This window comes from Methanoculleus sp., from assembly GCF_030019085.1.
Taxonomy (GTDB): domain Archaea; phylum Halobacteriota; class Methanomicrobia; order Methanomicrobiales; family Methanoculleaceae; genus Methanoculleus.
On sequence record NZ_JASEFJ010000010.1, the window covers coordinates 1 to 13,257 of the forward strand.

Annotated in this window: 12 protein-coding genes and 1 tRNA gene; 5 read left to right on the plus strand and 8 right to left on the minus strand. The window is 56.1% G+C overall.

The features are described from left to right. Positions 1-243: 243 nt before the first annotated feature. The 4 genes from QMC91_RS05735 to QMC91_RS05750 form a co-directional block, all read right to left on the minus strand. On the minus strand, positions 244-1,371 hold the full coding sequence (locus QMC91_RS05735) for a DUF373 family protein (RefSeq protein ID WP_300236661.1): 1,128 nt from the start codon (positions 1,369-1,371) through the stop codon (positions 244-246). A 59-nt stretch (positions 1,372-1,430) separates the two neighbouring features. Beyond that, a complete protein-coding gene (locus tag QMC91_RS05740; RefSeq protein WP_300236662.1) occupies positions 1,431-2,291 on the minus strand; it encodes a coiled-coil protein in 861 nt (286 codons plus the stop codon). Positions 2,292-2,657: 366 nt separating this feature from the next. Then, positions 2,658-3,782: a cell division protein FtsZ gene (gene ftsZ, locus QMC91_RS05745; RefSeq protein ID WP_300236757.1), complete on the minus strand. Its 1,125-nt coding sequence runs from the start codon at positions 3,780-3,782 to the stop codon at positions 2,658-2,660. 10 nt (positions 3,783-3,792) lie between these two features. Beyond that, the gene (locus QMC91_RS05750; protein ID WP_300236759.1) at positions 3,793-3,969 is read right to left on the minus strand and encodes a type II toxin-antitoxin system ParD family antitoxin; all 177 of its coding nucleotides are present in this window, start codon (positions 3,967-3,969) and stop codon (positions 3,793-3,795) included. A 161-nt stretch (positions 3,970-4,130) separates the two neighbouring features. On the opposite strand from QMC91_RS05750, the gene QMC91_RS05755 reads away from it, so the two are divergent. From QMC91_RS05755 to QMC91_RS05765, 3 genes are all read left to right on the plus strand, one after another. Next, complete coding sequence (locus QMC91_RS05755) at positions 4,131-5,171, plus strand: histidinol-phosphate transaminase (protein WP_366944380.1); 1,041 nt, start codon at positions 4,131-4,133, stop codon at positions 5,169-5,171. Further along, entirely contained in the window at positions 5,159-5,767 is a 609-nt protein-coding gene (locus QMC91_RS05760; protein ID WP_300236664.1) for an NTP transferase domain-containing protein, read from the plus strand. Before QMC91_RS05755 ends, QMC91_RS05760 begins: the two co-directional genes overlap by 13 nt. A 185-nt stretch (positions 5,768-5,952) precedes the next feature. Beyond that, the gene (locus QMC91_RS05765; protein WP_300236666.1) at positions 5,953-7,182 is read left to right on the plus strand and encodes a TIGR00300 family protein; all 1,230 of its coding nucleotides are present in this window, start codon (positions 5,953-5,955) and stop codon (positions 7,180-7,182) included. On the opposite strand, the gene QMC91_RS05770 is transcribed toward QMC91_RS05765, so the two are convergent. After that, positions 7,179-8,165, minus strand: a complete 987-nt coding sequence (locus QMC91_RS05770) for an archaeosine biosynthesis radical SAM protein RaSEA (protein ID WP_300236668.1) — start codon at positions 8,163-8,165, stop codon at positions 7,179-7,181. The genes QMC91_RS05765 and QMC91_RS05770 overlap by 4 nt on opposite strands. Before the next feature lie 28 nt (positions 8,166-8,193). Between QMC91_RS05770 and QMC91_RS05775 the strand changes: the two genes are divergently transcribed. After that, positions 8,194-9,279, plus strand: coding sequence for a hypothetical protein (locus QMC91_RS05775; RefSeq protein ID WP_300236670.1), 1,086 nt, complete (start codon positions 8,194-8,196; stop codon positions 9,277-9,279). Positions 9,280-9,319: 40 nt separating this feature from the next. Further along, positions 9,320-9,404 (plus strand) — tRNA-Ser (locus tag QMC91_RS05780). Between the two features lie 271 nt (positions 9,405-9,675). Here the strand turns inward: QMC91_RS05780 and QMC91_RS05785 are convergent. The 3 genes from QMC91_RS05785 to QMC91_RS05795 form a co-directional block, all read right to left on the minus strand. After that, positions 9,676-10,080 (minus strand): pyridoxamine 5'-phosphate oxidase family protein, encoded by a 405-nt coding sequence (locus QMC91_RS05785; RefSeq protein ID WP_300236672.1) that lies wholly within the window; start codon positions 10,078-10,080, stop codon positions 9,676-9,678. A gap of 796 nt (positions 10,081-10,876) precedes the next feature. Then, positions 10,877-11,581, minus strand: a complete 705-nt coding sequence (locus QMC91_RS05790) for an endonuclease III domain-containing protein (RefSeq protein WP_300236674.1) — start codon at positions 11,579-11,581, stop codon at positions 10,877-10,879. Next, on the minus strand, positions 11,578-13,170 hold the full coding sequence (locus QMC91_RS05795; protein WP_300236676.1) for an NAD+ synthase: 1,593 nt from the start codon (positions 13,168-13,170) through the stop codon (positions 11,578-11,580). Before QMC91_RS05795 ends, QMC91_RS05790 begins: the two co-directional genes overlap by 4 nt. Positions 13,171-13,257 lie beyond the last annotated feature (87 nt).

A 13,257-nucleotide genomic window follows, 5' to 3' on the forward strand; every position in this document is an offset into this window, starting at 1 on the left:
GTTCTCCTGTGTCAACACAACCCCATCACCGAGATCCTGTTTCTGCCCCCGCCCCACGGGGGGTGGAGAAAGGGATCCTTCGCTTTATGCAGCGTTACTGAACCGTGGTGCTCCGGTAGCAGAATATCTGCCGCAATGCCGGGTAGGTGAGAGGGTAAGGTCTCGAAAAGTATGTTTAAACGGCCTATTTACGAGAAATCGGCGGGACATCAGACGGCGGTTGGCACCCACCCAGATCAGGCCTCAAGCCTCTTTCTTCGGCGCAAACAGTTCACCTTCTCTTACCAGTCGGCCCAGGAACGACTGCAGGTAAACACCAAAGAATGCGCAGAAGAGTCCTCCTATGATCGAGACGACAATGTAGACTACCCCATCCGCGCTCGTTACCGGGAACCCCGGAATATCGCTGCTGATCGAGAGTATATAGACGCTTGCCCCATAGGCGATGGCCCCTATTGCAAGGATAAAGAACGGCAGGGCAATCACACGCTGGATGGTCTCACGCTCGTTTAAGAAGATATCGATGATCTTTCCCACCGATGCAACCAGGCCTGCCACAACGAACCAGGCCACCGCCCCATAGATGAATGCCAGAACCTGGATGACGATGCCAAAAGGTACGTAATACTCCAGAAGGCTGACAAGCCCCATTATGACACCGACTATGCAGAGCAGTATTGCGGCAATGTATGAGACAAAAGTAAACCTGCCACCATGGAGGGATGCTTTCAACGATTTTACCAGGTAACTAAAGAACTCGTCAATTCCCATCCCCTTAAAGAGCAGGTAGATGCCGATAACACCGACAACTACGATGATTGCAACCTCAGGGTATCCAAGCAGATAACCCAGCGCATAAAGGAGCATGGCAAGCCCGATCGGAACAAGCACAATCCTTGAGACCTTCGGATCGTCAAGGAAACGTCTCAGGATGTAGTATGTTCCCTCCAGGTTCGGCATCTGGTTGACCACGACCTTCCGCACGCTGCTAACCGGCACCCGCGACTGGATGACCGGCATAACATACTCATCCTCTGCACCGTCCGTCACGACAATACAGGATGTCGCATCGGTTACCTTGAGGACAGTATCGAGGCCTGTCGCAACACGTCGGTCACCCTCGATCAGGTTCATGTGATTACCACAGATAATAGCGATGGCAACCTCCTCTCCCCGCGCGGCAAGTTCATCATAGATTTTGATAGTTTCGAAGAGAGCGTTGACATCGGAATCCTCCGGATCGGCCAGGGCGAGCGATGTCGCTGCATGCAGGCACCCCTCCCTGCCCATGATGGGACCTTCGATCCCGGCCTTAAAGCCGAGATCATCATCGCGATCGACACAGAGGATAAGCGTCCGCTCTTTTGCCATTCACTAGAACATCTTGCTGGAACTATTAAATAATTATCAGGGCACAAAAAAGAAAAGTGTTAGATGAGCTTTGCACGCTGTAGCAGGAGCAGATCGTCGGTTGTAATCTTTTCACCGTCGCGGAACTGCTGGAAGACACGTTCCGCCTCTTTCCGGACGGCTTTCTGCTCCCTGGTAACCTTGGTCTTCTTGGTCTTCTTTCTAAGACCAGATATAACCTTATCGTAATCACGGAGTTCCTTCTGACAGGCGATGAACAATCTGTGCTCCTCGTCCGCCGCCTCTTGAGCCTCGACAAATTTCTGATGAGCACGGTCGGCTTCCTCGCGAGCCTTGTCGGCCTTACGGTAAGCCTCAACCATCAGGTCATGGTGCTGCTGGGCGAGTTCAGCCATCTCTGTGACCTTTTTATGGATCTCAGAGGCCTGCCTGCGGAGTTCTCTGGCCTCGGCAAGTTTCGCCCGCATCTCTTTGTTCTGCTCGAGTTCGGCCTCCTGTTCCTTCACCAGCGCTTTCAGGTGCTTGATCTTCTCGATCAGTTCTCGTTCTTTATCGGTGCTGTAGACCTCGGTCTGCTGCTTGAACTCCAGGTGCTCGATCTGCTTCTGCAGTTCTTTGATGCTCCGGTTCTGGAGGTTGCCATGCTCCCTCTTGAAAGCCTCGATCTCCTCAAAGAGGACGTTTGCACGCTCGTTATACTTGTTTCTCTCATCTTTCAGCGCCTGGACATCCTTATTTATCCTGTCCCGCTCTTCCTTGTGTCGTTGCGCCTCCTCTACATATTCGCGGGTCTGGGCATTCAGCTCATTGCGTTCCCGGGCGTTTTTGCTGGCAAGTGCATTCAACTCGTTACGCCGGTTTTTGTGCTGTTCAGACTCCGCAAGAATTTTTTTTCGTTTTTCAATCAGATCGTTCAGCATTCTTTACCAATCCTCGACATTCGGTACCTGTTTCATAACCCAACCCGCAGGGGACCACTTCCATACTGCTGCAGGAACGCCTGGACTCGTGTAGCGGTTACATCACAAGAAAAGACTTTTCCGGACTCGCGATCCTGACCATCGCTCATCTGCCTGCTCATGTGTTCAACCCCGGTACCCTGGCACCGCAGACCTTAGCGGTCTCTGCCCTGCACAACACACCCCGTGCGGGGGAGGATTATACAAGAACGTCTATATCTCAAATGTCATCTGTCGTCTTAAGTATTTCGCAGTGGCGAAAAAAGCCGTCGTCGCTCTCAACCGACCCGGTTCAAAAGAATATGAAAGAGGGTAGGGGAGGAGTGATCACATAAAATCAATAAGGTGCCCGCTCGCGGCATCCTTTGCCAGGCGCCTGTTGGCTGATACCACAGGTCTTGACGAGACCTGATCGTAGGCGCGATGGTTTCCGAGGATCTGTGCACTTTTCACACCGGTCATGATCGCCATGACACGGACTCTACCTTCGAAGTCGCTGTTCACCCGTGCCCCCCAGATGACGTCGGCGTGGGGGTCAAGTTCGTAGGTCAGGGAGCTTGCGATCTCCTCTGCGTCCTGGAGGGTCAGGTCGTTGCCACCGGTTATGTGGATGAGACTCCCCGTTGCTCCGCGGTAGTCGATGTCAAGCAATGGGTGGTTGAGACACTCATGAACGACGCTCTCTGCCTTGTTCTGTTGCTTGCTCTCACCGACCAGCATCACGGCGACCCCGCCCTTGCTCATGATGGCACGCACATCAGCGTAATCGATGTTTATAAGCGACGGTTCGGTGATCGTCTCGCTAATTCCCTTAACGGTCTCCGCGATGAGCTGGTCCATTACAGAGAAGGCCTGACCGAGAGGCAGGTTGGGGACGAACTTGATAAGACGGTTGTTGTCAAGCACAATCACCGAGTCGGCAGCGCCTGAGAGCGCTTCCATCCCCTCTTCCGCACGGAGAAGCCGGGCTTTCTCAACCTGGAAGGGATAACTGACCATCCCGACGACAATCGCCCCCTGATCCTTTGCGATCTGTGCGACAACCGGGGCTGTGCCCGTGCCGGTACCTCCACCCATACCGGCGGTGATGAAGACCAGATCCGCATCACAGAGGAGAGCCTCAAGGGTCGGTCGGGCCATCTCGGCTGCGCGCCTGCCAACATCCGGGAAACCGCCAGCCCCGAGGCCCTTGGTGAGCGACTTGCCGACAAGAACCCGCTTGTCGGCGCGGATCATGTCAAGATGCTGCTTGTCCGTATTGATCGCGATGGTCTCGGCACCGGTAACCTGCATGTGGTAAAGGCGGTTGACTGTGTTGTTCCCCGCACCACCGCACCCCACGATGACAATGCGCGGCTGGCCAAGGATGTCATCCTCGGCCTCGTCCATTTCTGATTTCAGATATTTTTCACGCTCTGCGTGCTTCAACGCCTCGTTAATGATCGTCTGCATCATATACCTCCTAACCGTTGAATGAGATCTGATCGGCCTCGCGCATGACGCGGTCTCCATGCTTTTCAAGAAGCGCTCTGACAGAATATCGCACGGCCTCCGATACCGTGGGGAACTCACCTGCCTCCACCAGCTTCTCGAGCATCTCAACCTGTTGTCGTGGCAATCTGATAGTGATCCGATCCATCATTCCAATCACTCATATCTGACAATTAGCAGCCTTTAAGCAGACAACTGTCAGACAATTGTACTCCTTTTGTCTGATTGTATCAGATAAGCCATAATAACATTTGTATTGGATATAAACCTGTCGATATGTTTCTTTGTTCGGGATAACGATTTTATGGGTTGCAGACGACAAAATATCCTCAAAGGTTTGCCATCGATATGCGAGAGTATCTTCCCGAGAGAGCGGAACATGGCGGCCGGGTGCGCTGGCATCGCAGCCGTGAGACGACAGAGAATGTAGTTGACTTCAGCGCGAACATGAACCCCTACCCTCCAGATATCCCCTGGACTCCTGATCTTTCGGCACTGAAAGACTACCCGGACGACCGGTATGAGGAGCTGAAAGAGGTGATCTCCAGGACGTTCGGGCGTGATGCCGCGGAGGTAACAGTCGGGAACGGATCGGTCGAGCTGATCCGCGCGTTCTGCTACGCGGTGCTCGGACCTGGTGATGCCGCCTGTATCGAGACACCCACGTTTGCCGAGTATGAGGTTGCTGTGAGGCTCGCCGGTGGCAGGTGCGTCAGAGGGGACGAAGGCGCCACCGTCCGGTTTCTCTGCAACCCGAACAACCCCACCGGTGCTCTCCTTTCCCGCATGGAAGTCTGCCGGGCGCTTGATACAGTTGCAAGGCACGGCGGTTACCTGTTCCTTGACGAGGCATTCATAGAGCTCGCCGACCCGCGCCAGAGCCTTGTAGATCTGCCCCACGAGAACCTCTTCGTGCTGCGATCCCTCACAAAGAGTTTTGCCGTCCCGGGGATCCGGTTTGGCTACGGGTTTGGCAACCCCGAACTCATCGACCGGATTGAGAGGGTGCGCCTGCCCTGGACGGTGAACACGTTCGCCGAGTCCTTTGCGATCGAGGCCTTCTGCCACTACGATCTCCTGGAAGAGTCAAGGAAGCGAATTGGAGAAGAACGGGCATGGCTTTCCAGAAGGCTGGAGGAACTCGGTCTCGTCTGCGCGCCACCTTCGGCAAATTACATCCTGGTCGAGATCCCGATGGAGTCTGGAATGCTCAGCGAACGTCTCCTCTCGAGGGGCATCCTGGTGCGGGACTGCCAGTCTTTCGGGCTCCCCCACCATATACGTGTGGCCGTACGAACCCGCGAGGAGAACCGGCAACTCATAGAGGCTCTCGAAGCATGCTTGCACTGATCATGGCCGGCGGGGAGGGGTCGCGGCTCGGGATGGGCGAAAAACCCCTAGTCACCATCTGCGGGCGACCGATGCTCTCCTATGTGATCGATGCCTTCTCCACCGCAGGCCACGAGGTGATTGTTGTGGCCTCACACAGGACACCGTTCACAAAGAACTGGTGCCGGGCACAGGGCCTCACCATCTACGACGCAAAAGGGCTTGGCTACGTTGAGGACATCAATGCCGCTGTGGCCGACCTTGAGGAGGAGGGAAGACCTCTCTTCACCTGTGTATCCGATCTGCCATGCCTTGCAGCCGAGATTATTGCGGATATCGAGGCCGCCTGGCGCCGCTCGGGACTGCCGGCATGCTCCACCTGGGTGCCCCGCGATCTCTGTCTTGAGCATGGTTGCCGCACGCAATACACAGAGATAATCAGCGGTGTTCCCGCCTGCCCCGCCGGGGTCAACATTCTTACAGCCAGTCGGGAAGCTGGGACGCCAGAGGAGGAGGTGCAGGTTCTCCTGCATGACCGGAGGCTTGCTTTCAACATAAACACACGCGAGGAACTTGCGGTGGTGCAGCGGTATCTCTGCGGGGATCGTCAGAAGTAGTCCGCGGCGTTTTTCGCCTCTATAACCCACTTCCTGTACTCAATTCCAGACGTTTCCAGTTCTGACTTCTGTGCAGGTGGTTCTCCAATGGCCTCGCGCCCTCTCGGGTGTCTGGACGCTCTTTTAACTATGCTCGAAAGAGGGACGGGGAAACCCTATTATCGGACAATTACCCACGTTTATATATGAGACCCTGCCGGGAAATCGAATTAGAGGGGCATATTATCGATTCAGGCATCATGACCATGGTTTTTGACAGGATCATGGACATGGGCGGTGAATTTGAGATTGTTACATTCAACGTCGGAAAATTGAAGACCGACACCAGTTACGCTCGGTTGCGCGTGACCGCTACTACCGATCAACAACTTGATGCCATTCTCTCCGAGCTCCACCGACTGGGCGCGCGCACCCCGGAGGTCGACGATGTCATCCTTGTACCGGCAGAGGGTGACCGTATACTCCCGAAAGGGTTCTACTCGACCACCAACCACCCAACTTACGTGAAGTACAAAGGGGAATGGCTGCCTGTAGAGAATATCGAGATGGACTGCCACATCGTGATCGATGAGACGGAGAAACGTGCGATCTGCACCCCCATATCCAAGATCAGGGCGGGTGATCTCGTCGTGGTCAGCGAGACCGGTGTCAGGGTTGTCTACCCGGAGCGTCCGCGGAGGTCCAGCACGTTTGAGTTCATGCATGGGACTGTCTCATCTGAGCGACCGAGCAAGGCGATCATAGCAAAGATCGCTCGCGAGATCCTGAAACTGAAGAAGGAGGGCGGGAAGATCGCGCTTGTAGGTGGCCCTGCCATCGTCCACACAGGGGCGGCCGATGCCCTCGCGATGATGATCCGGAAGGGATACATCGATGTTCTCTTTGCCGGGAACGCCCTCGCCACCCACGATATAGAGTCAAACCTCTACGGCACCTCGCTTGGGATGGACATCAAAACGGGCACGCTCATCACCGGTGGGCACAAGCACCACATACGCGCCATCAGCGAGATTATGAGAGCCGGTTCCATCAAGAACGCCGTCGAACAGGGGGTTGTCACCGGCGGAATCATGTATGAGTGCATAAAAAATGGCGTCCCGTTTGTGCTTGCCGGTTCCATCAGGGACGACGGCCCGCTCCCGGATGTGATTAGAGATGTTGTAGAGGCGCAGGACGCCATGCGACGGCATATTCATGATCTCTCGATGGTGGTGATGGTGGGGACGCTCCTCCACTCGATCGCCGTCGGGAATTGCCTCCCATCCTATGTCAAGACCGTCTGCGTCGATATCAACCCCGCCTCGGTGACGAAACTGATGGACCGGGGCACGACGCAGGCTATTGGCGTTGTAAGCGACGCAGGGACGTTCCTCCCGTTGCTCTGCGAGCAACTTGAGGAACTGGAGGGGCGTTAACGGGTAAGCGGCATGCAGTGAGGCTCCTCCTGCTCAAGCACAAACTTCCACTCTTCTTTGCATTCGCACTCCATCTCCGCAAGTGCGCGCAGGAGACCGACGTCTTTGTTCAGCGAGTAGTCAACAATCCCCTTCACAATCTGGCCATCGCAGGCACCACAGTTGTGCGGACCACGCATCTGCCCGCCACCGACGGGATCGCAGAGGATGTGCACCGGTGACTGAATCAGGACGTCCAGGACACTCCAGAGGTATGGCGGCCGGTAGGCATGCTCTCTCCAGAGGCGCTCGAGTTCGGTCCTGCTCTGGACGGTGCAGAGGTTCATGGAGATACTTTCGACCAGGGGAGCGAGATCCATGATGGAGTGGATCATGTCATCGCGCGCCTCACGTTCCGTCAGAAAAGGCGGTTTCATCATCAGGTAGGCCTTAACGCCTGCTCCCGAGGCGTGAGCGATCTCTGTGGCGCGGAGGAAATCGGCATAGGTGAACCCCTTATCAATGCTCTTCTCCCGGATGAGGTCGTTTGTGGTCTCAAGACCCATGGCGATTGTAAGAGGCATGGCCAACGTCCCGGTATCGATCGCATCACGAAACTCGCGAACAGGATCGGCCTCAACGTATTCCGGCCGTGTCTCGACGATCAAGGCCTTGCCACGGAACGCCTCGGCAACGGCGTCGCGTGCGATTGGAGGTACCTCCATGGGGTCAAAGAAACTGCCGGACGTGAATACCTTTACCATCTGGTAGTCGTCGTCGGGAAAGTTCTTTTTCACCCAGCGAACCTGACGGATGATCCGTTCGGCAAGTTCGTCCCCGGAAAGATCGGCGTAACGCTCGTGTCGGTAGCCGCACATCCGGCAACGGTTCCAGGAGCAGCCTCCGCTTCGAAAGATAACCGTCAGCGTTTCCAGGATCCGGCCGTTGTGGTGGTCTTTCCCGCGCCAGGATGCCAGCGGTTTCTCGGTCAAATGGGATAGCATTATACCCCATATCCGTTGATCTAATGGTATGAAAAGGATCGCATGGTTGACACTCATCGTAGCGTTGGTGCTCATAACACCCGCATCGGCCGCATACGTCTCTATCAACGCGCCACAGGAGGTCTACGTCGGCGACCCGCTCGTCGTCAAGGGGACTTCGACCTTGGAAGGACAGCCGAGACCCTCGCTTAACCCCGGGTTCAGCACCGAGATCGTCCTCTACTACGCCCAGTACACCAAGCGCGAGGTGGACAGGAAGACGATCGTCGTCCAGGAAGACGGGACGTTCTCCGCGACTTTCGAGACAGAGGGGCTTGAACCCGGGCGGTACTCGATTGAGATCATCGACCCCACAAAGACCACGTTTGGAGGCAGTTCGAAGACGCAGCAGCTGGTAACGCTGATCGATCGCTCAGGGATTATCACAATAGACTCTCCTCTCACCCAGGAGTTTGACGGTACTCTGGATATCCGGGGTTCTATCGCGGACCTGGGAGATGCTGGTGTGCAGATCAGGGTTGAACACGGTGGCTTTATCGTCTACGGACCAACCTATCTTGCGACCGACAAAAACGGGGCGTTCTCCGTGGAGGTACCAATATCGGTCGGTGGCACCTACGAGGTAACCTTCCACGACGCCAGAGGCTACATAGGTAGCCGTGAGTTTGTTGTGAGTGGTGCCGTGCAACCAACAGCAACCCCGGTGGTCCTCTCCGCAACCGCTCCTGCCAGTCGTTCCGCGCCAGCCTACTTCGAGGTGGAGACACCGGGCGGGACGGTAACAATAACAACCTCGTCCGGGTTCGACTGGGTCTTGGAGTACATCGACGAGAAGAACGAGCGCCACAGGGTCAACGAGAAAGGCATGCTTGAGCCTGAAAAGGTGGAGATTGCTACAGAGGGCGGCACGATATACCTGAAAGTCTATCCGCTGAGTTACAGTGATGATGCTACAGTGCAGGTCTTTGCAGCAAACGCCAGGGCAGTCAGGGTGAGTCAGACCGCGCCCTCTCTCTTCGGGGACGCGACCCCAACGCCCACGCCGTCAACGCCACTACCGCCTCTCCTTGCGCTCCTCGCCATTTTTCTTCTAGTTCTCGCCCGGCGGGGATGAACAATCTTTTTTTTGTACGCCGATCAATAGGTTAAGGCAGGCCGGGATAGTCTAGTCCGGTAAGGCGGCGGCCTTGAAAGCCGCTGGTGCTCTGCACCTCGGGAGTTCAAATCTCCCTCCCGGCGTTAATTTTATTGCACAAATATCTCCCGGGGTCCGATTACAGGGTGTATTCACTCTCAGGAGAGGGCGTTTCACCAGACTTGCTGCTGAAAGATCCCCTGGACACTCCCATCGACCGGCGCGCAAAATGCCGGTTGAGGATGAACGCATGATGAACCCTCTCCCGGATTATGGAACGATCACAAAAGAGGCTGTTTTTCAGGATACCTGGTCGGGAAGGTGCCGATCGTGGTGAAGGTGTAAAACACCCTGCCGGGAATGGCAGGGTGTGGTTCACAGAATCTTCTCTCCTGCCTTTGGTCCGGGCGTGCACTCGTAGACCTCCCGGATCTTCATTATGAGCAGGGTCTTTGCCGGTGCCTTTGCCATCTTCGAACGGACGGTAAACTGCATCTTTTCAAAGTCCGGGCCGCTCGTCCTGATCTCGACCTCGCCCTTGATCTGGAAACAGCCCTTTGTCTCCGGACCCCAGATGTAGATGGCGACCCTGGGGTTCTCCTGGGCGTTTGCAAGCGTCTTCTTCATGAAGTTGTCCGCTATCCAGATCGTCTCATCATCAACAAGTTCCACGAACGCGATCGGTACCACGTTCGGCCATCCTTCTTTTGACGCAGTGGCGACCGGATAGGCCTTCATAGTGCGGAAAGCCGCTTTCATCTCTTCAGTCAGTGCAACCATCGTCTCTCACAGGTATACACTCTCAACTGCACATATATAAATGGGATCCCTACAAGAGTTGGGGTAGGGGATGGCCATCATATCAACGATCTGGGTTATAAAAAAAACTCCACCTTTTTCCAGCAGCATGCTCGACGATTGCCAGATTACCACTGAACGTCTTTCTTTGACCGCACCCCCCCTCAAGGGGGCGGGCAGTGATCGGCGATAGCAGGGAAGGCCGTGCCAGGGAGGGTTTCACCCACATGCTGGAGATACCCACCCTTACACTGTATCCATGGAGTATCGCCCTTTTGTGGAGGGGCTGACGGGGAGAGGAGGACGGAACGTCCCCCGCTCCTGTCTTAACGTGTTACCAGGGACATTTTTCGCTGACCAAACCCGCCACCCGGGATGGCCATGCATGGGTCTTCTCCAGAGTTCTCTCCCCGTGTTTCTGGCAATTGCCCGCCAACAACGCAGATGATGCACATTTTTAACGGTTTTAAACTACCAGGATCCAATATCAGGCCTCAGAGCGAGTGTAGTTTTACAAGGAGAGCGATCTTTGAGCCTTGAAGTGCGGATCTAACGGCAAAATAAGGCTGAAGATCCAGATAGTTTTGGAGGGGGCTAGACAGGAATCTCAGGTTAATTCTACCTGAAAAACTGACAAAGAACAGAATAGAGTCTATCTGGAAAAACAGGTCATCCGGAGATGCAGATAAAAGGCCGGTCTGCGGGAATGCACATCCCCCTGCCACCAGCCGGGGAGAGGTTTATCGCTGGAGCGGGATGGCATAAAGACCCCATTATATCAGGGATTGCCGGCACACACAATAGACCCGGTCTTTGCGCAGCATAACAACTTATGGATCTCACGGATTGGGCAGCGGTCGCAGAGCGGCGACTTTCTGCAGGTGGTCTTTGCCAGGTGGACGATCTGGGCATGATAATCGTTGAAGAGGCCCACATCTGGCTCCAGGTTCTCCGCGAAAAGACGCTGCGTCCGGTCGTATGACGCGCCTTCCGGCAGCAGACCGTAGCGCGAGAATACCCGTCGGGTGTAGGCATCGACAACAAAGACCGGTTTTTCGCAGGCATACAAGAGGATGGTGTCCACCGTCTCCTTCCCGAGGCCACGGATGGCAAGGAGACGCCTGCGCAGTTCGTCGGTATCCATGGCCGCCATAACCTCTGGGTCTGCTCCGAACTCTGCAACGTAGATCCGGGAGAACTCGCGGATCCGCTCCGACTTCTGGTTGTAGTAGCGGGATGAGACTATCTGGCGGGCGATCTCGGAGGTCTTGGCCGTGGCAAGGGCGTGGGGGTCGAGCAGTCCCGCCTCATCCAGGTTCCGAACTGCCTGCGCCGCATTCGTCCAGGAGACGTTCTGGGTGAGTATGGCCCCGATCATCGTCTCAAAGGGCGTCTCTGCGGGCCACCAATGCTGGTGGCCGAAAGCTGAACGGAGGGCGTTGTATATTGCGAGGAGGTCGTCGGCCAGGCTCGATCTCATCATCTCCACCATGGTCGTGCAGCGATCGGCATCTGCCAGTCCGTCCCGAACGCCCGGTCGGTCACACGGATCCCTGGCGGCGCCTGCCTGCGCTTGAACTCAGCCAGTTCAACCATCCGGACAACCTTCCAGACGGTCTCTTGCGGGTAGCCAGCATCGATAATCTCATCAGGAGACTCGAGTCGTTCGATGTAGCGCTGCAGGATTGCGTCCATGAGATCGTAAGGTGGAAGGGTCTCCTGATCCACCTGCCCGGGCCGTAGTTCCGCGGAAGGCGGTTTCTCGAGAACACGCTGCGGGATGACCGGGTGCCCGGCATTCAACCAGCGAGCAATACGGTATACCATCACCTTCGGAACGTCGGCGATAACGGCAAGCCCGCCCGCCATGTCGCCATAAAGTGTACAGTAACCCACCGCAATCTCCGATTTGTTCCCGGTCGCAAGGAGCATGAAACCAAACTTGTTCGCCATGGCCATCAATACCGTCGCCCGGATCCTGGCCTGCAGATTCTCCTCGGTGATGTCCCGGGACATGCCTGAGAATACGCCGGCAAGTCTGGTAGAGAACGTCTCCATCATCGGCGTTATCGGTATACAGCATCTCCGGATCCCCAGGTTCTCCGCAAGTTGTTCTGCATCCTCTATGTTCGCAGCGGAGGTGTAGGGGGATGGTAAAAGCACCCCGAGAACGTTCTCTGGCCCGAGCGCACTGGCTGCTATGGCGGCTACAAGCGATGAGTCAATCCCACCGGAGATGCCGATGACAACCGAGGTAAACCCGCATTTCAGGACATAGTCCCTGGTACCGAGAACCAGCGCCCGCCATATCTCCGATTCAGGCACATGGTCATCCGGAGCAAGAGACTCTGGAGAGGGGCTGGCGAGATCAGCGGTAACGATATCGATGTCAAATGGCGCACCGCGGGCAACGAGCCTGCCGGCGGCATTGAAGATGGCACTCCGGCCGTCGAAGACAACGTCATCGTTCCCGCCGACAGAGTTCACAAACGCGACTGCAACCCCGTGCTCTCTGGCAAACCTTGAGAGGTACTCCTCCCGCAGGCGTGCTTTCCCGACGGTGAACGGCGATGCGACGGGGTTAATGATCACCTCCGGCATCGGGCCCTCGTAGCAGATTCTCTCGCCGATGACCACGCCGACAGTCTTTCCGCCAACGTGGATAAACGGGACCTCCCGGTCTGCAGTCTCAAAGTAACGATCCTCATTCAGGACGCCTGGAGAAGGGGAGGATTTTCGGAATATCTCTGCGACCTCTCCACCCCTGATAATAGCGGCGGCGTTAAATAGGGGGCGACCACTACCTGCTGGATTCGGTACCGGGAGGCCGATGATGACCGGTGGCGCGTCGGCGAGGCTTGCAGCAAGTTCATCCAACACAGAGAGACCTCGCGCAACAAACCCTGGTTGCAGCAGCAGATCCCGTGGAGGGCACCCCGTCAGCGAGAGTTCCGGTGTGACAATAATGTCCGGTCGATCCCGGGCCGCTTCCCGGACACCTGCTGCTATCTGCCCCGCGTTCCCGACAAGGTCGCCAACAACGGCATTCAGCTGGAGGAGTGAGATCTTCATGGGGGTTCCTGGACGTCTGATCATTAATGGCAGAACGATTGGCATATGTCTTTTCCTGCCCCTCTTCCCGTGGAACGGTATGCAGGC

What these genes read in the sequence shown, in the direction of transcription:
- QMC91_RS05735 (WP_300236661.1), bottom strand. Translation starts at nt 1,371, where the DNA reads ATGGCAAAAGAGCGGACGCTTATCCTCTGTGTCGATCGCGATGATGAT.
- QMC91_RS05740 (WP_300236662.1), bottom strand. Translation starts at nt 2,291, where the DNA reads ATGCTGAACGATCTGATTGAAAAACGAAAAAAAATTCTTGCGGAGTCT.
- ftsZ (WP_300236757.1), bottom strand. Translation starts at nt 3,782, where the DNA reads ATGCAGACGATCATTAACGAGGCGTTGAAGCACGCAGAGCGTGAAAAA.
- QMC91_RS05750 (WP_300236759.1), bottom strand. Translation starts at nt 3,969, where the DNA reads ATGGATCGGATCACTATCAGATTGCCACGACAACAGGTTGAGATGCTC.
- QMC91_RS05760 (WP_300236664.1), top strand. Translation starts at nt 5,159, where the DNA reads ATGCTTGCACTGATCATGGCCGGCGGGGAGGGGTCGCGGCTCGGGATG.
- QMC91_RS05765 (WP_300236666.1), top strand. Translation starts at nt 5,953, where the DNA reads ATGAGACCCTGCCGGGAAATCGAATTAGAGGGGCATATTATCGATTCA.
- QMC91_RS05770 (WP_300236668.1), bottom strand. Translation starts at nt 8,165, where the DNA reads ATGCTATCCCATTTGACCGAGAAACCGCTGGCATCCTGGCGCGGGAAA.
- QMC91_RS05775 (WP_300236670.1), top strand. Translation starts at nt 8,194, where the DNA reads ATGAAAAGGATCGCATGGTTGACACTCATCGTAGCGTTGGTGCTCATA.
- QMC91_RS05785 (WP_300236672.1), bottom strand. Translation starts at nt 10,080, where the DNA reads ATGGTTGCACTGACTGAAGAGATGAAAGCGGCTTTCCGCACTATGAAG.
- QMC91_RS05790 (WP_300236674.1), bottom strand. Translation starts at nt 11,581, where the DNA reads ATGATGAGATCGAGCCTGGCCGACGACCTCCTCGCAATATACAACGCC.
- QMC91_RS05795 (WP_300236676.1), bottom strand. Translation starts at nt 13,170, where the DNA reads ATGAAGATCTCACTCCTCCAGCTGAATGCCGTTGTTGGCGACCTTGTC.